13 protein-coding genes are annotated in these 20,085 nt (G+C 42.5%); 8 read left to right on the top strand and 5 right to left on the bottom strand.

The window, feature by feature from the left end; genetic code table 11:
- Window positions 1-105: 105 nt before the first annotated feature.
- A complete protein-coding gene (locus tag ACUVJL_RS32295; RefSeq protein WP_445249560.1) occupies window positions 106-1,911 on the top strand; it encodes a multicopper oxidase family protein in 1,806 nt (601 codons plus the stop codon).
- Window positions 1,912-2,004: 93 nt separating this feature from the next.
- On the opposite strand, the gene ACUVJL_RS32290 is transcribed toward ACUVJL_RS32295, so the two are convergent.
- Entirely contained in the window at window positions 2,005-2,592 is a 588-nt protein-coding gene (locus ACUVJL_RS32290; protein WP_445249559.1) for an NADPH-dependent FMN reductase, read from the bottom strand.
- A gap of 119 nt (window positions 2,593-2,711) precedes the next feature.
- On the opposite strand from ACUVJL_RS32290, the gene ACUVJL_RS32285 reads away from it, so the two are divergent.
- From ACUVJL_RS32285 to ACUVJL_RS32265, 5 genes are all read left to right on the top strand, one after another.
- Window positions 2,712-3,773 carry an LLM class flavin-dependent oxidoreductase gene (locus tag ACUVJL_RS32285; RefSeq protein ID WP_445249558.1) on the top strand — a complete coding sequence of 354 codons (1,062 nt, stop codon included), beginning with the start codon at window positions 2,712-2,714 and terminating at the stop codon, window positions 3,771-3,773.
- A 32-nt stretch (window positions 3,774-3,805) separates the two neighbouring features.
- Window positions 3,806-4,909, top strand: a complete 1,104-nt coding sequence (locus ACUVJL_RS32280) for an LLM class flavin-dependent oxidoreductase (protein WP_445249557.1) — start codon at window positions 3,806-3,808, stop codon at window positions 4,907-4,909.
- A 58-nt stretch (window positions 4,910-4,967) separates the two neighbouring features.
- The gene (locus ACUVJL_RS32275) at window positions 4,968-6,137 is read left to right on the top strand and encodes a glycosyltransferase family 4 protein (RefSeq protein ID WP_445249556.1); all 1,170 of its coding nucleotides are present in this window, start codon (window positions 4,968-4,970) and stop codon (window positions 6,135-6,137) included.
- Between the two features lie 21 nt (window positions 6,138-6,158).
- The gene (locus tag ACUVJL_RS32270) at window positions 6,159-6,926 is read left to right on the top strand and encodes a TauD/TfdA family dioxygenase (RefSeq protein ID WP_445249555.1); all 768 of its coding nucleotides are present in this window, start codon (window positions 6,159-6,161) and stop codon (window positions 6,924-6,926) included.
- A 118-nt stretch (window positions 6,927-7,044) separates the two neighbouring features.
- Window positions 7,045-8,388 (top strand): sulfotransferase, encoded by a 1,344-nt coding sequence (locus ACUVJL_RS32265; RefSeq protein WP_445249554.1) that lies wholly within the window; start codon window positions 7,045-7,047, stop codon window positions 8,386-8,388.
- A 312-nt stretch (window positions 8,389-8,700) separates the two neighbouring features.
- Here the strand turns inward: ACUVJL_RS32265 and ACUVJL_RS32260 are convergent, their stop codons facing one another.
- The 4 genes from ACUVJL_RS32260 to gor all read right to left on the bottom strand — a co-directional run bounded on the left by ACUVJL_RS32260 (window position 8,701) and on the right by gor (window position 15,079).
- A complete protein-coding gene (locus ACUVJL_RS32260) occupies window positions 8,701-10,044 on the bottom strand; it encodes a lipopolysaccharide biosynthesis protein (RefSeq protein ID WP_445249553.1) in 1,344 nt (447 codons plus the stop codon).
- A 147-nt stretch (window positions 10,045-10,191) separates the two neighbouring features.
- A complete protein-coding gene (locus tag ACUVJL_RS32255; protein WP_445249552.1) occupies window positions 10,192-11,328 on the bottom strand; it encodes an NAD/NADP octopine/nopaline dehydrogenase family protein in 1,137 nt (378 codons plus the stop codon).
- Window positions 11,329-11,616: 288 nt separating this feature from the next.
- Window positions 11,617-12,237 (bottom strand): DUF4231 domain-containing protein, encoded by a 621-nt coding sequence (locus ACUVJL_RS32250; RefSeq protein WP_445249551.1) that lies wholly within the window; start codon window positions 12,235-12,237, stop codon window positions 11,617-11,619.
- 1,498 nt (window positions 12,238-13,735) lie between these two features.
- The gene (gene gor, locus ACUVJL_RS32245) at window positions 13,736-15,079 is read right to left on the bottom strand and encodes a glutathione-disulfide reductase (protein WP_445249550.1); all 1,344 of its coding nucleotides are present in this window, start codon (window positions 15,077-15,079) and stop codon (window positions 13,736-13,738) included.
- Between the two features lie 651 nt (window positions 15,080-15,730).
- On the opposite strand from gor, the gene ACUVJL_RS32240 reads away from it, so the two are divergent.
- Window positions 15,731-19,048: a HEAT repeat domain-containing protein gene (locus ACUVJL_RS32240; RefSeq protein WP_445249549.1), complete on the top strand. Its 3,318-nt coding sequence runs from the start codon at window positions 15,731-15,733 to the stop codon at window positions 19,046-19,048.
- Window positions 19,049-19,131: 83 nt separating this feature from the next.
- Window positions 19,132-19,791, top strand: a complete 660-nt coding sequence (locus tag ACUVJL_RS32235; protein WP_445249548.1) for a Uma2 family endonuclease — start codon at window positions 19,132-19,134, stop codon at window positions 19,789-19,791.
- Window positions 19,792-20,085: the final 294 nt, after the last annotated feature.

Raw genomic sequence — 20,085 nt, 5'->3', positions numbered from 1 at the left:
CGATAATTCCTGCCTTTTGTCTGGAAGTTTGAGGGATTTCTAGAAGACCGCTAAGCTGGTCAGTTATTTGCGTCACCCTGTACTAGTTATGAAGATGAAACAAGTATGTCTATCCTAAGAAAAGTTTTCGCATTGATTTCTCAGTCTTTACTGATTGTGGCTGTTTTGATAGTGGGAATAGTAATCTGCACTCCTCCTGCAAAGGCAGACACATTACTAGGGGTTATACCATCAGAAGTGTTTGATTCTCGTGCACAATTAACCTGGACACGAGAAGAAGTGTCTAAGTCAACTCAAAATGCAGGCTTACCCTTCAAGTCACCAATAGTGCTTGAGTCAAAGGATAATGTATTAAGCGTAGAGTTGGAGGCTAAATATGTCAAGGACAAGATTGGCCCAGATCCTGTCTGCTTACGCTCCTACAAGTTACTCTCTTCCAACGCACCGCTCTCTGGACAAGATCCGGATACACTACTGTTAGTTGGACCTACTTTAAAAGTAAAACCGGGCGATCTGCTCCAAATTAAGATTGTGAATGAGTTGAATGATAAGGATTGCAATGAGAGTGCTGGCACTAAGAGAGCAGCGGTCTCACCAAGTAAATTCAACATTACCAATTTGCACACTCACGGATTGGAGGTTTCTCCAACAGGAAATAGCGACAATGTATACGTAGGCATTGAGCCAGGTAAAAGCTTCCAGTACGAGTTTGCGATTCCTGACGATCATCCTCCTGGTACTTTCTGGTATCACCCCCATTATCACGAATCAACAGCAATGCAAGTGAGTAGTGGTATGGCAGGAACACTGATTGTTGAGGGGACTGATGCCAGAAGTCTTGACAAGGTTCTGGGCACGCTGAATATCAAGGGTGACTACGATAAGGTCTTTGTCTTCCAGCAAATTCCCTATCAGTGTAAACGTGAAAATGATATTAAAGAAGACCAATCCAGTGTAGTTTCTGTTGACTGTCCGCCAAACGAAGTTCGTCTAGTTCAACATTTTTTTGCTTCTTTTAATCCGAATCAATGGACAACGTTAGGCAGACATAGCACAATCAATGGTCAGCTATTGCCTCGCATTACCATGCAACCAGGTGAAGTACAGCGCTGGCGATTCATCCATGCAGGCGTGCAGGAGACACTGAACCTCAGTTTGTGTAAGGAGGGGGACTGTAAGAATAGCAATAAGGATAGCAATCCACCTAAGCTTATGATGCGTGAAATTGCTGTCGATGGTTTGGCGGTGGGTAAAACCCACTACGAGAAAGAAAAAGATGAAATCCTGTTGGAGCCAGGCTACAGAAGCGATGTGTTAGTAAAGGCACCGGAAAAGGCAGGACTATACAAATTAGTTGACCGTCCTGTCGGCCCTGACAAATCAGTGATGGTCACCACGGAGGCAAAGGATGTTATAGCTTTGGTTGAAATAGAAGATGCGACACCTTCGAGTAATGGGATAGCGACGAATTTGCCGACCGAGTTACCTAAAGCTGACAACCTGAAAGCACAATTCGAACACATTGAAGCGCACAAGGTAGACCGAAGAAGGGTATTATCATTTAACCTTGACTGTTCCACAGGAAAATGCCAATCTCAAGTTGATGATAAGGAATACGATCATAACGAGCTGCCACTAGCATTGAACGTTGGTAATACTGAGGAATGGACACTGGTTTCCCTTAATTTCAACCATCCCTTTCATATTCACGTCAATCCGTTTGAAGTGATCACCAGAAACGAAAAGGGGGAAGAAACAGGAGTTTGGAGGGACACGATCCTGGTTACACCAGACCACCCAGTCACGATCCGCACAAAGTACAAAAAGTATATAGGCGGCACGGTTTTGCACTGCCACCTGTTAGACCATGAAGACCTGGGTATGATGAAAGCGGTTGAATTTCGGAATTAACTGGAAGTACTGAATTCAGCGGCAAGAAGACTCTACTTTGCTGCTAGTTTATGAAACCTAGAACGCCGGTTCAGTAAGGGTGCAGTATCGCGATTACTGGACTGGTGTTTTAGAGACTTGTTTTTGATTAATCATCGCCTCCGTATACCAAACCAGTTCCTCGATAAACGATTCCAGCTTGGTTTTAAATGCTGAATTACGTAAGTTTCCCCTTTCGTCAAAGAGTTCCTGTACGTTAGACACGGGTAACTTGTCTGGGATAGGTAAGCCTCCCAGCGCCAGACAGACGAGTTGTAACTGCGTCAGACAATTTAGCCCTCCAAAACCACCAGAGGACACAGTACAGATACCAATAGGCTTATACCGCAAAGCCTGGGGTTCGAGGTAGTCAAGGGCATTCTTTAATACTCCAGGGTATCCTCCCTTATATTCCGGAGTGACAATGAGGACACCGTCAGCTTGACCGAGTTTAGAACAGAATTGGAGTACAGTGGGCCCAGGAGTTGACATCTCATTCAATCTCTCCTCCAAGATGGGAAGCCTATATTCGCGCAGGTCAATGAGTTCTGTCTGGACGCGATCGCCCAGCCGCAATTGTTCTAAAATAAACTGAGCCACCTTCACACTCTGCCTTAGAGTGCGAGAACTTCCCAGAAGAACAGGGATATAAGCCTTAATCATGCTTAGCTCTGCCAAATACTTAAAGTTGCTGTACGGATTTTGCCTTGGAATTCATATTATTTTAATGAAGAGCGGTTCGTTTTCATAGTAATAATCTGGATAAAAAAAGAAACTCAATTATGGAAAAGCGTGTAAGATTCCATTGGAGCCTTTCCCAAGCAGGAGATACATTTAGAAGAGCCAAATCTACGATCGATCAGTCTGGTCTTCTCAACTTTGAGGCTCAAATTGCCTTGTGTCAACGAGCCCAAGAGTGTGGGATTGATTCTATGCTCATGGCAATTGGCTTTACCAGACCCGATCCCCTGCTACTTTCAGTAATGCTCGGTCAAAAGACCAAAAAGATTAATTTTATGGTGGCTGTAAGGCCAGGGTTGATTTCTCCAACTTTATTCGTGCAACAAATCAATACGCTATCTTGCTTGATCGATGGCAGAGTACACGTCAATATAGTTAATGGACGCTCTCCTCAAGAACTTCGATATTACGGTGACTTTTTAAACCATGATGAAAGATTCAAAAGAACAGAAGAATTTCTAGCTATATGCAATGCTTTTTGGGCAAAAGAAGGAGATGTTAATTTCTCCGGAAAATATTATCACATTGAAAATGGTAAAATCAATACACCCTTTGTTTCACCACAAAGAAGTAAACCGGAAATTTTTCTAGGAGGAAATTCAGCGCTTGCTGCTGAACTAGCTGGTAAGTATGCTGATTGTCTTTGGCGTTTTCCTGAGGCACCAGAGAAACTTAAACCTCAAATTCAAACCGTATTGGAGCAAGGCCAAGAAGTTGGCTTATTAGTTTCGTTAATTACTCGCCCAACTCAAGAAGAGGCAGAAGCAGCAGCTCAGGCGCTCGTAGGAAAGTTCGGAGATAAAACACGAGAAGTTGTTGAAGAAGTATACAAACAATCGGATTCTGAGGGATTCCAATCTGTATTTACTTTGTCGGGAAAGGAGCAGTTCCCCTGGGTAACTCCTTACTTATGGACTGGTGCTGTTCCTTATCTTGGTCCTCCCGCGATCGCTTTAGTAGGTTCTTACGAAAACATTGCAAAGGCAATTAGTGACTACAAGGCCATTGGTATTACCCAATATCTTTTTATGGGCTGGCCAGATATTGAAGAGATGACTCATTTGGCTAAAGGAGTTATGCCTTTGCTCGCGAAGCAAAAGTAAAGTTGTTAAATTACCATCCAAACAGAGTGAATATGACAAATACATCGACAAAGAATAATAAACCCTTAAAATTTCATTGGAGATTACTGCAAGGCGGAGAGGGAACGGGGATAACACGAGCACTTCAACATGAAGTCCAGCAAACTGCACTGCCAGATGTAAAAGCACAACAAGAGTTCTGTAAAAGTGCAGAGTCAAGTGGTATTGAATCTTTACTCGTTGATTTTAGTTATGGCAAACCCGATCCACTTCTTCTGGCAACCGCACTTGCTTTACAAACAGAAAAAGCAAAGTTCATGATAGCGGTTCGTTCTGGACTGCTTTCACCTACATTATTTGTACAGCAAGTTAATACTTTCTCCGCCTTAACTTCAGGCAACCGAATAAGTTTAAATGTTGTAGCAGGCTATTCACCTCAAGAGCAAAGATATTATGGAGACTTTCTTTCCCATGATGAAAGATATGCACGGACAGAAGAATTTCTGGCAATATGCAATTCTTTTTGGAATAAGAATGAAGCGGTAAATTATGAAGGAAAATACTTTAAAATTGAGGATGGTAGATTGAATACTCCTTTTCTATCCAAAGAAAGTTCGCGTCCCTATATTTTTATTGGCGGTGGCTCCCTATTGGCAAGAGATCTAGCCATTAAACAAGGAGATTGTTGGATACGCTTTGCCGATACCCCGGAAAATCTCGTCAGTTCAATCGAACCTGTATTAAAAGCTGGAAAAGAAGTGGGGCTGCGCCTTTCTGTCATTGCTAGAGCAACCAAAAAGGAAGCGGTAAATGCTGCTAAGGCTTTAGTTGAAAACCTGGATGATGTCGGTACTAAAGATATTAAAAATAAAGAAGAAAACTTTGTTAATAAAAGTGATTCTGTTTCGATTAAGGAAATGTACGAGAACTCAGAGAAGGAATGGTTATCTGATAATCTTTGGGCTGGAGCTGTCCGTACTCATGGTTCTCCCTTGATTGCTCTAGTTGGTACGCCCGAAGAAATAGCATCGGAGTTTATCCGATATAAAAAAATAGGCGTTACACAATTTATATTGTTGGGATGGCCAAAACTAGAGGAAATGATTAATTTTGGAAAAAATATCATACCTTTAATCAGAAAGATGGAAAATCACTAATCATTAATTATCAGGAAGGAAATGGTCAATAGATAAAAGCCTTAGGGGAGAACAAATCATGCAAGCGAATAACACAAGAAAAATTCGAGTAACCTACGTCATGGCAACAAATAGACGCTCTAAGCGCTTTGAAGGGATCTGTCGTGACTTAAGCAGAGAGAGGTTTGACTTATCATTTATATTACTAAATCAATGCTCAACAAATCTGACCGAGTCTTTGACTGCACAAAATATCCCATACTGTAGCATCAAATACTCAAGTAAATATAGCCTTAACCTGCTTTGGACTATCTGGAAGATATACCGTTACTGTCGAAGAAATAAGATTGATATCATCCATACACATGGCGTGGATGACTCCCTAGCCGGCTTGATTGGTGCCTGTTTAGCGGGGGTGCAAATACGTATACAAAGTAGAAATCATGGAAGTTCTCCCCCCTGGCCGCAGCGTGTTCCTTGGGGTGGAGCTTACGACCGTTTTAACAATTTTTTATCTTCAAAAATTATAGCACTTAGCCAGACTGTCAAAGATACGCTAGTTTCCTGCGATAGAGCTGCCCCAAGTAAGATCGTCGTTATACATAATGGTTTTGATATGGAATCTTTGGCAAGCGTCTCTGAAGAAAAAGTGCAACATCTCAGAGAGAAATACAATATCAAAAGTGTCGCTCCAGTAGTCGGCGTTGTATCAAGATATGTAGCTTGGAAGGGTGTCCATTACATAATACCAGCTTTTCGCAGGTTGCTTGAAGATTATCCGTCTGCCTTTCTTGTACTTGCAAATGCTCGCGGTAAGTACCGTAAGGTGATTCAGAGGCAACTCGAATCAATACCTACTAACAGATATGTGGAGATTCCGTTTGAAAATGACATGTTCTCACTGTATAAGCTTTTCGATGTATTTGTACATGTTCCAATTACTCCTACCGTAGAAGCCTTTGGACAGGTGTATGTAGAAGCTCTAGCAGCAGGAATCCCTTCTGTGTTCACGCGGTCAGGCGTTGTGGATGAATTTATTGTTCATAACAAACATGCTTACCTGGTGGATTATCAAAACAGCAGTCAAATCTACGAGGGGATAAAAACTATTCTGGAAAACAGTTCCCTAAGGGAATCACTAATTTACAACGGACATCAAAGCGTTCAGAACATGTTCAATTTAAAACGGCTGATCGGAGATTTTGAAAGTTTGTATCTTTCCGAGTTGGAAAAAAACAAAAAAGATTAAACAATAACTAGGAATAAATATATGGATAACCATGAAAAACTTCAAAAACCCAAAACCCTTATTGATGGACATAATGACGCAATAGATATTGACGCTTTAAGCGCAGAGATTTTTAAAATCATTAAAGTTCATGGATTTGTACACATCAAACAGCCGCTGTCCCAAAATGCTTATGAAGCGCTTGTGCATCGACTTGGATCAATTGAACTACGCACCGACATTGTTGTAGATGCCAAACTCAAACAACTGCAACAAATGAGCCGAAATTATAAAAGAAATCGTCCCGTTGTCTATCAAGCAGCTTCATTAGCCTTTCATACGGATACGCCAACTTGTGATGTGCTTGGATGGTATTGTGTAGAACAAGATGAAGTAGATGGCGCAAGCCTGTTGCTAGATACAAGAGACATAGGAGATTATTTTACTCTCGCCGAGCTTTCAGTTTTAAGTGGAGTTAACGTCTCGCGCATGATTAGAAATCCAAGTTCCAATGAAGAGGAAGTTGTTTATTATCCGCTTATTTCCAAAAACAATGCAACCTATCGGGTGTTTTACGTGCCTTGGAATTTATCGAATCCCTGTAACCGCGAACAGACTGCATTGCTGGAAAAATTTTCTGAATATGTTGTACACAAGCAAAAAACGCAACTGATAACAATTAGACTTGCACCGAAAGAATGTCTTTTTATTCACAATCATCGGATGTTACATAGCCGAGGAAAGCTGCCTGAAAACAGCAGAAGACATTTAATCAGATATTACATTAGTTCGTCGTGTTTTATTTCATGAATTTGCAGGGAGGTCTCTATTGTTATACCTGCTTACAACGTAGCAGGTATTCAAAAGTCCACTTGACAAAGCCTAACGGAGATTGGGGCTAAAAAACTTGAACCAACATTTCAATAGCATGAACAACCAAGTATTTATTCGAGCTTTGACCGAGGTAGAAAAAGCTGTTTTGAAAACCGGCTTGCGTTCTCAGGATGCCTTTACTCGGCGTCGATGTCAAATTTTGCTTGCCACTGCTGATGGCAACAAACCCAGCCAAATTTCTAAACATTTTGGCTGTGCTGTCCAAACTGTGTACAAGGCTATCCATGCTTTTAACCAGTGTGGAATAGACTGTATAGAACGCCAATCCACTCAACCCAAAAACACTCAAATTTTCTTATTAGGAGAAACTTTAGTACAACAAGGTTGCTTGGATAAAGCTATTATCTCATATGAAAAAGCTATAAAGCTTAGCCCAGGCATTGCTGAATTGCACAACAAGCTAGGAGAACTCTACTTGAAAAAATATCAGTTTGATGAAGCGATCGCCTGTTTCCGAGAAGCGATCGCCCTCGCTCCCAATTCAGCTTGGTATCACCAAAATCTAGGAGAAGCTCTAGCCCACAGAGAACAACCAGGAGGGATACTTGCAGCCACTTTTTATTACCGCCACGCCCTTAAATTGAATCCAGATGAAGTTCAAAATTACCAGAATGCCTTAGATATTCAACCTGACGAGCCTGATATTATTAAAATTAATAATCCTATTTTTATAGTCGGTTGTGGACATAGCGGCACTTCGCTCATGCTTGCCATTCTCGGCAATCACCCTAACCTTTATTCTATTCCCCATGAAACTGGATTGTTATTTAAAAATGAGCTTAAGCACAAAGAAACTATGTACCAGTGGGATCGACAATGTAGAGATGTTGGCAAAAAGCGTTGGGTTGAAAAAAGCCCTTCACATATTTTTTATATTAAAAAGCTTTCTCTCTACCGTCCCAATAGCCAATTTATTATCATGTTGAGAGATGGCAGAGATGTTGTTTGTTCTTTAAAAGATAGAACAGAGTTTAAAACTTATGTAGATAAGATCGAGAGATGGATATATGATAATTTGGCTGGGCTACCTTACTGGAATAATCCTAGAGTTATGGTTGTTAAATATGAAAATTTGGTGAGTCATACGGAAATTACTTTAGAAAAAATTTTAAATTTTTTAGGGGAAACTTATACAGAGCAAGTTTTGAAATATTATGAAACTCCCAAATACTGGTATAGTTCTGAAATTATTAAACCAGAGGAAATTCAAAACATTCAAGATCATAAGAATCTGAGAAATTGGCAAATTAATCAACCTTTATTTGATGGTCGAGGTAGATGGAAAACTGAAATGACTGAGGAAGAAAAAAGAATATTTAAGGAAAAAGCTCAAAAATACCTAGTGCAATTTGGCTACGTAGAAGATGATAATTGGTAAACTCAGCTCAAAAACTTTAGCTTCAACTGAAGCGTTAGTTAAACTTAACACTACAGATGGCTCGGAGCTAGTATGCTACTGGGTAGTAATTTAACTTATTTTCGAGGGGTTGCAGCTCCTACTCCTTTCCCAGGAGAAGATTATCTAATGGAAGAGAGGGAGTAGGGAGTAGGGAGTAGAGAGTGGGGTAAGAATAGTAGTAAATAATCTTACGGTGGGAAGGGCGTAACTACCAACTAGAAAGCCCCTATACTTTAGTTAGGAGATGGGCTTACATCTCAATTAGAACCGCCATAGTGATATTAGCAGGAACTAGGATTCTGACACAATTCCTCGGTTGAAGAGACTGTAAAAGACTGAAGGGCGTACCCCAACATACTTGACCACGAGGATACTATACCAAACGTTAGATACGACTATAGTGAAACTTGTTGTAATCGCAGCTCCAGTTATCCCAAACACCGGAATAGCGATCGCGTTTGTAACTATATTGAGCAACACACTACAGCCAGCAACAATAACCGATTTGTTCTGGTGCCCCGTCATTACCATTAAATTACCTACAGAGCCACACAATGCATTAACTAACTGCCCAACAATGAGAATTTTCAGCGACCAACTCGCAGCAGTAAAGTCCGGCCCGAAAATACTCAGCACTGGTTTGGAAAAGGCAATTAAGCCTAGGGCGAGAACAATCGAAGGCCAGAAAATCCAGAGCGTTACTCTGGAGACGACCTTCTGCAAACCTTGCATATCTTTTTTAGCGTAGAGGGTCGCAAATACGGGGGCTGCCACCATATTCACAACCTGTAAAATGAAACTCACCCACACGGCAGTTTTCACAGCCGCATTATATATCCCAGCTTCACTTGGTCCGATAATAGAACCAACCATGAGAATATCTGTACGGTTCAAAATAACGCCAAACGACTGCTGGAGCAGCAAAACCCAGGCAATCCCCAACCACTCCTGATAGGAATAAACTGGGGTAGCAGGTTCAATCTCTCTATCAATCTTCTCCCTCAGCAACCACAACTGAAGCAGCAGAACAGCTGACAGCAGTAGTGTTGCAACCTCAATCATCGGCAAGCTGCCCAGAGAAGGGTTCGCGTCAAACAAAAGAAACCCACCGCAAAGAAGCCAGATGGGCCAGATAACTTTAGAGGGAGCATAAGCTAATGTAATGTCGCCCATTGCTCTGGCTGTTTCTAGCTGCAAAACTGTCAAAGCTTGGAGCGGTACTAGCGCCATTCCAATCAGCAACGGTGTTGCATAGGTAAAGCTGTGAAAAGAATTCAGCACCCAGACAACACCCGCAGCACCCAGGCCCAATAGGACACCAACCCATAATGTTAATAGCCAGCTCCCACGCATAAGACCGCGTAAATGTCCCCAGTCTTCTTTTACACGGTATTCTGAAAGCAAGCGCAACACAGTCCTCGGGAATCCTAAAGCTGCTGGAATTCCTAGGAGTATTGACCAGGAGATTACATATTCGTAGGTGCCGTACTCGGTTTTGCCCATCCATCGGGCCAAAAAGACCTGACCCACGTATGTTAGAACTAACCCAAAGCCTTGTATCGTTAGAGCGATTACGGCATCCTTAGCTAGGACATCTAATTTATTACTTTTTTGTTCTTCTTCAGCGATATCCACAGCTATATAAAGAAATGTAGACTCCCTTTACACAGCAAGGGCATTTAGGAATTTATTATTACACAAAACTTTACTTAATTAGGCCCAATTGCACCTACCTGCTTACCTTGGGAAACGTTCGCACTGTTATTCCTCTAGAGAAGATTGCTAACTATTCTCAGTAGGACAGCGATGATGGTCATTAAGTTGACTGAAGTTGCTAGTACTGGGATTCACTTGGGGTTCTTGACTCAACTGGGGCAGATCCAATTCCAGAAACTCAGCGCTCCACGGCAAAGGTATATCAAGGAACTTATCCCCTATTGTGATGCAACTATCTAAGAATGGTGTTTCTACTCCAGCTAGGCGAGCTAAAACCTGCAAGGGAAAACAGCCATAAGGCAAATCCTCAACCAAATAGCGGTGATGAGGGTTACACAGCGTTGTACTGGAGTAGGATCCAAGCTGCTGCATATGTTCATCAAGGGATGGTCCGGTGGTTCCGTATGCGATTTGATAGTGGCTTTTGATATCAATCAAGTTGATTACTCCGAGTGCTTTCCCCACTGCCATGCGATCGCAATCCAGGTGGTTAATGAGCCCAACAGTACGGGGCCCAGCCTTATGATAGATGTTGTAATCCTCACCAGATTCCCATCGGGCTAATGAAACCAGAAGCAGGGGAAGGTGGATAATGTCATTAACTTTATTAAGATTAATTTCTAAAACCGAAGCAGCAGGCCATAAATTATTGAACACAGCTTGGTAAGTGCGCACAATCCGATTTGTCAGGGTTCGGTTCTGAGCTGCTACAAAGAACTTGTTGGTAAGCGCGCTAATCCTGACTTGATCCTCACTATTAATGCGACTAACAAACGGAGTATTGTTAACATCCCCCACAGCAGGCAACTGTTCTTCAGTTATTCCCACTCTCCGGAGTACCTTACAAAAAACCCAACCTGCAAAGCGACTGGCACAGAAAACCAGAACATTCATTTGGGAATGGATATATTTAGCTAGAATCTTGGCGTAGGGTTCAATGTCTTGACCGCGACAACATATCAGCACATTCAGCGGTAGTTGACCGCCATTGAGTGTCGCCAACTCATCAAGGTTATTGGAACAAGCTGCAACTGGATAACTTCCGGGAGAAATTGGTCCTATTGAGTGAAGGGTTCTTGTCTGGGGCACAAAAGAAGAACGGCGAGAAAAAAGGTAAACTGTATATCCCTGAGCGCTCAGATAGACCGCTGTGGCTAAGCCAATATGTCCTTTTCCTACAACCAGGTAGCTAGTCTGTAGCATGGGCTAATTAGTTCATCCGAAAATCATAAACAAAGATATCTTGAAGTAAATGGCACTGACTTAAGCTGCTAAGTCCACTGAATGCTAGCCACTTGCTTCTGGTAATAACTCCGTTGAACACTACATACAGAGCTACTTGAGGGGGAAAAAAACGGGCGGCGACCAGGTCTTTGGCTATCCTCTGGCCCCGAAATGCCCTGTGTGATGAAACGTTTAGCCGTATAGAAGCAGGTGGGGCCACTTAACCCTACCTGCTTACTGGTATTGTCAGATTAGTTAACTCTGCCGCTAATTTGACTCGGTAGATTGAGCTGGCTCTGTATTCTGCGTATTCTGCTCCCTTGACCGTGTCTCATCTGGTTTTTGGATTTGCTTGAGATGAATCTCATTCACCTGAGTGATAAAGTTTTCTATTGCCATTTTTGCCATTTGTTGATGTTGGGCTTCGTCGGCTCCATCATCGTAACGATAAGCCGGACTCACTCCCAATACAAATTTCTCCTGTTCCGCTTCTAACAATTCCACAGTTGTGTTAGCAGAAATCCAATTTTCCTGAAAAGGAAATGAGGTAACTATACTGGCGACTATCGAGGCGACAGCGGGACAAATTACCGGCAGCCACTTGAAGAACGCTTGACTTGGTTCCAATTTGTCTACCAATACTAAAATTGGTGTGACTCCCGATAAAATAACGGTTGCCAATTGGAAGGTATAGTAAATATTTCTCGAAGTCTCTCTGGTGTTTTTATAGTCGTCAATCAACTCCTGGCAATATCGTAAAGCCTTTTCTCTCACGGGAGTTATCAGATTGTTATCCGAAGAAGTATTCGGGTTTAATAGATAACTATAGAGTTCAGCTTTTCTTCGGATCTCTAACTGATTAGCACGATTCCTAGAGTTGGAAGCCAATTGTCTATTTGCCAGGAACAGAAAAATAAAACTAGAGAGAAAAACTGCTGCCCAGATAACGATAAGTTGATTGTCTGGAAAAACTCTAGTAAGGCTCCATGCACCAATAAAAGCCGCTAGAGATAAATACTCAATAATTTTCACGAAAGATAAAAATTGTGGGCTTGATGAGACGGTATTGGAAATCTCGGTCTGGTCTTGATGCACAGAAGTAGTCATTGCTTTATAGTCAATGTGGTTATCAGAGACAAGTTTAGCCTATTGGGGTTGCTCTTCCACGCCCGCCCTGTCAAGGTGGTGAAGAAGACCCTAAAACCCTTGAAAATTGGTTGCTGGCGATCGTTAAATCTTCTTGTTTTAACAGGTGATTACCAATAAGCTAGGTTTATTGTCGATCGCCAACCAGTAGGATGACGTAAAGCTGGTCGATCGCACCTTGACAGGGGTTGCCGTCACCAAGCTACCCAGTTATACCAATTTTTTATGAGGCCCCGTAGAATCCGATCACCCTGGCGCCCCCCAAGGCATCGGGGGGGACAAGATCCCGCTCTTTCGTCCCCCGTATTAAGGGGGATGCGAGGGGGATCGAGATATGTGCAACTTCACATTAAATTGGTATTAATACGTTGCTTTGGGGTTAGAAATTTGATTTCATCCACACCCGCGGTATTTTTACTTTAGTTATCTTATGTTACCCTTCTGACCACTATACACTTTGCAGACCAAGAGTTAATCTAGGTCTTCTGAAGTTGGCTCCCGTGCTATAACATCGCCACAAAAAGATGGTTTGCTCTGAGGGTGGGGTATTTTGCACAAAGAACAACTAAGGTCATAGTTGAAGGGATTAACAACTAATTAAAGCAGTTAAAAAGGTGTGGATTTTGGTTAAAAAATTCATTAATTTTGAAATGCGATCTTAAACGTAGTGACAATCAGTTTTTGGTTTGCTTTAGCACTGGTGTCGGAGGTCTCTATATCCCAGATGACAGAACATAATTCCCAAAATAATCAATAGTAATATCAGCCATAAAGGATGTCTATTTCGGTGATTTGGGCGTAGGTAATTGACTTTTTTGAGTTAGGAGATTAGAGTCAGCATATATATTTGTTTTGTTTTTAAGTGATCGCTCAAGCTTTTATCAGACAAGCGATCGCTTTTATTTTTAGCGATCGCACCGGAGGATAAAACAGCCCTGCTTAATAAGGGGGGGACAGGAATCTTCTCTTTCTTCCCCCTTCTTAAAGGGGATGCGACGGGGATCGAAACTTGAGGGGAAGCAAGATTTATCAGGGCTTTCAGTCTTAAGTTGACAGCAATGAGCCTGGCCGTGTCTTGATTTAACTGGTTCCTTTCGCTCCAGCGAAAGTAACGAGTAACGAGTAAAAAAGGAGGCTCTTCCTCGCCTATCTGCGTTACTTTCGCTCCAGGGAAAGTAACGAGTAAATTGACACGGCTTGAGCAATGCCGCCTCCTGATTGCCGCATCCCGACTTTAGCTTTACCGCAGAGTCACAAACTCTTCAGCAGTCGATGGGTGAATGCCAATAGTCGCGTCGAAGTCTTTCTTGGTAGCTCCCATATTAACCGCGATCGCCATTCCTTGAATAATTTCGCCCGCGTCTTTTCCAACCATGTGCACGCCCAAAACTCGATCGGTATTAGTTTCAACGATTAACTTGACAAAAGTTTTCTCATCTGCACCTGTCAAGGCGTGAAACATCGGCTTAAACTTGGCTGTGTAACACTTAATTGAGTCGGGGAACTTTGCTCTAGCCTGCACTTCGTTTAAGCCGACTGTACCCGCTTCCGGCTGGGAAAATACCGCCGACGGGACATTTTCGTAACTGATTGCTCTGGGATTGTTGCCAAATTCAGTATCTGCAAAAGCGCGTCCTTCGGCGATAGCAATTGGCGTTAAATTGATGCGGTTGGTGCAATCTCCGACTGCAAAAATATGCGGCTGACTGGTGCGGCTGTCTTTGGTAACTGCGATCGCACCTTGATCGATTTCTACTCCCGCATTTTCTAAAGCCAATTTTTCCAAATTCGGCAAGCGCCCGGTTGCGGACAACAGCGCGTCTACTATCAGCGTTCCTTCCGATGTTCCCGACAAAGTTAATTTTAAGCCTTCTGGGGTTTTCTCTATGTGGTTTATCGAGCTTTCTGTCAAAATGTTTATTCCGTGCTTAATCATTCCTTCTTGCACGTTGGTGCGAATATCTGTGTCAAAGTCCTTCAAAATTAAGTCACGGCGGATGATTTGACTTACTTTGCTTCCCAACCCGTTCATAATGCAAGCAAATTCGACGCCGATGTAGCCGCCGCCCCAAATGGCTAACCGTTTTGGCTGCTCTTTTTGCAGGAAGATTTCCCGGGAGGTGATCGCGTGTTCGATGCCGGGAATTGGGACTCTTGTGGCTTCTCCGCCGACTGCTATTAAGATTTTGGCTGCGGTAATTTTTCTGTCACCAACGGAGACGGTATGGGGATCAATAAATTTGGCGTATCCTGAGATTAATTCGACTCCGGCTTTTTCGAGGAAGCTGATGTGCAGTTTGCTCAGCCGCCGCACTTCTGTGTCTACGCTGGTGATCAGTTTTTCCCAATCAAAGCTGCTTTCTACTGGACTCCAACCGTAGCCCACCGCATCTTCATAAAGGTGCGAAAATGTTGAGGCGTACACCATGAGTTTTTTGGGGACACAGCCGCGAATTACGCAAGTTCCGCCTACTAAGTCATTTTCGGCGATCGCCACTTTTGCGCCGTAGGATGCTGCTCGCTTGGAACTCGCCAATCCGCCGGAACCTGCACCTATCACAAACAAGTCGTAGTCGTATGTCATAATTGTCGCGAATGTCCTATCTCAATTTTACGATTTTTGTCCTTTACTAGACCTCTTGCAAAAGTCCTTTTCATAAATTTATTGGACGGGCAAGATGCCCATCCCACAAGAAAAAATAACTCTTGTGGGATGGGCATCTTGCCCGTCCTAGTTATTTTTGCAAGAGGTCTACTTTTCTTAATGATATCTCAAAAATTTTTTGTTTTTTTTGGGGTCAACTACTTTACTTTTTGCGCTTGCACTGGTATTATTTAATAATAGGAATCTGTGCGTTTAATTTAAAACTGCTCACACTCCCATTATTAGAGTATAGCACAAGCGATCGACAAAAAACATATAAAAATGTAACTATTTTCGAGCCGCCGCCAAGAATAAAAGAGCTAATTGTCGATCGCTCGTTATAGCCGAGTCGAACTCCCATAAATCCTTGTAAAAAAGCGCAACTTTGATACTGTTCCCGATTTTTAAGGGGAAGTAGGGGGCAAGAATCAGGGGCGATCGGGGCTAATCGCAGCGCAGGGATAGAAAACTGATACTACCCTAACCTATCGGGCCAATCACGGGAGATTAGTACCATACAGTTTTTGATAATTTCATCCATCCTTGATAATTGCTATATTATAAAGATAAATTAATTCTCGGGCTAGCTTTATGATCGATTGGCTTGTGATCTGGGGAGTGACGCAAGGAGTCGGCATTCTCGTTCAACCCATCTTAGAAGATTTAGTCAAAGACGGCGCGAAGGATTTTGCTAAAGATTTTTTTAAAGATTCCCTAAAAAACGTCTTCTTAGGCGAAAAAGACCCGCGAAAAGTCGCAGCGGGCAAAGCGATCAAAAAGTTTTTGGAGTTGGTGCAACAGCAGTTAAAAATCGCCGGACTTCCCCCCGAGGAAATTAAGCGGTATATTAAAGATGTTAAACAGTTTATCAGCAACAAGTCTGTTAAGGAAATTTTGGGCAAGGCTTTTGAGAGCGATCGCGAATCTCTCGATGCAGAACTTCTCGAACAAACCTGGAGTCAACTAGATTTAACTCCTTTACCCGCAAGATTTAAGTGGGAAAGAATCGCCAATCAGTATCTCGAAGAAGTTCAAGAAATTCTCTTTGACTCACAAGACTTGCGCGATATCTTGAATGCTCAAAATCTGGATAGCATTCAGAAAAATACTCAAGAAACGGCGGGGATTATTCCCGATTTTGACTTGAGGCAATATCAAGAAGCTTTGTGCGAGCGTTACAGCAATCTCAATTTAAGCAGCGTCGATCCCACTACCTTCGGTTATCGGGAAAAACTGAAGGTTTGGCAAATCTTTATTTTCCAAGATGTGCGATCGATTTACGAATCATTTTTGCCCCAAGCTTACGAAATTCCTAAAGAACATCAACGGCGGCTGCAAGACTGCAATCAATTAGACGCGATCGATCTAGAAAATTTAGAGAAATATCGGCGCGGTTATTTTTCTCAGCCGATCGTATCGGTGTTAGATGTTATCAATGACCAGCAAAAGTATCCCTACATTGTTATTTTAGGCGATCCGGGTTCTGGCAAGTCTACTCTGTTACAATATTTAGCATTAAACTGGGCGCGATCGCCCTTAAATAGCGTGACATCTCTGCCGATTCCGCTGCTAATAGAATTGCGGACTTACATTCGCAGCGGGGAATCAGGACATTGCCAGAACTTCCTCGAATTTTTCCATCAAAGTCCTGGTTCAATTTGTCACTTGAATCAGCATCAATTGCAGGAACAGCTTAAAGCAGGCGAGGCTGTGGTGATGTTCGACGGGTTAGATGAAATTTTCGATCCCGGGAAACGAGAAGATGTAATTACCGCGATTCATCGGTTTACCAATGAGTATCCCCGCGTGCGAGTAATTGTCACGTCTCGGATTATTGGTTACAAACCTCAACGGTTGCAAGATGCAGAGTTTCATCACTTTATTCTTCAAGATTTGAACGCGGAACAAATTCAGGATTTTGTTCGCCGCTGGCACGAATTAACTTTTACTGATGCTGGGGAAAAAGCGCGGATTCGCGATCGCATGGAAAGAGCATTAGCGTATTCATCAACGATTCGAGATTTAGCGGGTAATCCGTTATTGTTGACGATTATGGCGATTTTAAATCGCGGGCAAGAATTGCCGAGAGACAGGGCGGAACTTTACAATCAAGCTTCGCGGGTATTGCTTTATCAATGGGATGTGGAAAGGTCTTTGGTAGAGGATAGCAGGCTCGATCCGAAAACTATTGATGCTAAAGATAAGCAAGAAATGCTGCGGCGAGTCGCTTACAAAATGCAAGCAGCACCTGAAGGGTTGGCTGGCAATATTATTAGTGCGGAAGATTTGGAGAATACCCTGACAGCATATCTGAAGAATAAAGATTTCGATCGACCGAAAGAGCGGGCAAAGTTGATAATTAACCAACTGCGAACTCGCAACTTTATTTTATGTTATTTGGGTGCGGATACTTATGGGTTTGTGCATCGAACTTTTTTGGAATATTTCTGTGCGTCGGAGGTGGTGGAGAGATTTGAGAAGACGCGAGAACTTTCTTTAGATGAGTTGAAAACAGAGGTTTTTGGCACGCACTGGAATGATGAATCTTGGCAGGAAGTTTTGTGCTTGATTGCGGGATTGATAGATGGACGGTTTACAGGGAAATTGATTGAGTTTTTGATTGAACAGTCTGAGAAATTTGAAAATTGCCAGAGCCTGTTTTTGGCTGCAAAGTGTTTGAACGAGGTGAGAGATAGAAAAATTATTGCTGGGATTGATAGTGAATTGCTTGAACGTTTAAAACAGTTAACGCAGTGCCCTCTCAGCAAGAATAGCATAATTTTTCATGTAAATGACGCAGAAATTAAACTGATTGGGGAAATTCATAATCAAGCAGTAAGTGCGATCGCCTACACTTGGAAAGATGACCCAAAAACCTTACCTTGGCTCCAACAACTGGCTAAATTTGATGAGGATTCGGATGTGCGAAAAGCAGCAGTCCAAGAATTAGCACGGGGGTGGGAAAATGACCCGGAAACCTTACCTATCCTCAAACAACTGGCTCAATCTGATAAGAATTCTGCTGTGCGGCAAGCAGCAGTTCAAGAATTAGCACGGCGGTGTAAACATGAGCCAGAAACCTTACCTATCTTCAAACAACTGGCTCAATTTGATGATGATTCAGATGTGCGATCGGCAGCAGTCCAAGAATTAGCACAGGGGTGGAAAGATGACCCGGAAACTTTACCTATTCTCAAACAACTGGCTCAATCTGATGATAATCCGAATGTGCGACGTGCAGCAGTCGAAGAATTAGCACAGGGGTGGAAAGATGACCCGGAAACCTTACCTTGGCTCAAAAAACTGGCTCAATCTGATAATAATTGGTATGTGCTAAATGGAGCAGTCGAAGAATTAGCACGGGGGTGGAAAGATGATCCGGAAACCTTACCTTGGCTCAAACAAATGGTTCAATCTGATGATAATTTTGCTGGGCAATATGCAGCAGTCAAACAATTAGCAAGGGGGTGGAAAGATGATCCGGAAACCTTACCTATCCTCAAACACCTGGCTCAATTTGATGACAATTTAGCTGTGCGGCAAGCAGCAGTCGAAGAATTAGCACGGGGGTGGAAAGATGACCCGAAAACCTTACTTATCTTCAAACAACTGGCTCAATCTGATGATAATTGGGATGTGCGATATTTAGCGGTTAAAAAATTAGCACGCGGTTGGAAAGATGAACCAGAGATATTTGAATGGTTGGGCGATATTGCTATCAATCATCCTTTTAAACGCCAATCCAAATTCCAAGAAAATCCCAGACAAACAGCACTTGAAATAATGCTCAAGCAATACCCCGATCGCCCAAAAACTTTAGAAATACTTCGCGATCGATTTGCCAACGATCCAGAGGAAGAAGTCCGCAAATTTGCCCAGGAACAATTGGCAAAATTAGAGAAGCTGTAATCTAAACAAAAAAAGTATCAACAAATTATGCTAGTTCAAAAAATAGTATAATTAATATCAAATAGTTCTCGGAGACAACCACCATGCAAGTCACGACCGAACAAATTATTTATCCATGCAGCGACGGTCAACCAATGGCAGATAGCACAATTCAATACAAATTAATTGTCAAAATCAAAGAAGGTTGCGAATCGCTATTTAAAAACGACCCAAACGTGTTTGTAGCAGCGGATTTACTGTGGTCTCCAGTTGAAGGTAGACCAGACATTTCTCAAGCACCCGATGTCATGGTAATATTTGGCAGACCAAAGGGCGATCGACGTTCCTACCTGCAATTTAACGAAGATAATATTGCTCCCCAAGTTGCGTTTGAGATTCGCTCTCACAACGACAGACAAACCAAGATGTACAAAAAACTTTCATTTTACAATCGCTATGGAGTCGATGAATATTACCTTTACGATCCCGAAAACAACGATTTGAGCGGTTGGCAAAGAATAGAACGAAACTTAGAAATAATTGAGCCGATGGAGGGCTGGGTAAGTCCGAGATTGGGAGTACGATTTGAGTTGGGCGAAGCTGGGTTAGAAATATATCGACCCGATGGACAAAGGTTTCTTTCCTATGCGGAATTGGAGGAACAGGGGGAATTAAACCGCCAGCGTGCCGAACAAGAAGCTCAAAGGGCCGAACGTTTGGCAGCAAAACTGCGCGAATTGAACATCGATCCTGAGAGCATTTAAGCGACAAATTGTTTAATTTAGGGCTTACGCATCAAGACCCCAGAAACCGGGTTTTTTATGGTTTATTCGCGCTGTAGCGAATGATTTTCCTGAAAAAACCCGGTTTCTCACCACCTTTGTGTAAGTTCCATAATTACAATTTGTCCGACTTGTTTAAAGTCGCGAAGCAATCTCCATTATTTGGGATTGGTTCACTAGACCTCTTGCAAAAATCCTTTTCATCAATTGATGGGACGGGCAAGATGCCCATCCCACAAGAGTTATTTTTTCTTGTGGGATGGGCATCTTGCCCGT

This window comes from Microcoleus sp. OTE_8_concoct_300, from assembly GCF_031383065.1.
GTDB lineage: Bacteria > Cyanobacteriota > Cyanobacteriia > Cyanobacteriales > Microcoleaceae > Microcoleus.
The sequence above is the reverse complement of the archived record's forward strand: the minus strand, read 5'-3'. Positions and strand labels throughout refer to the sequence as shown.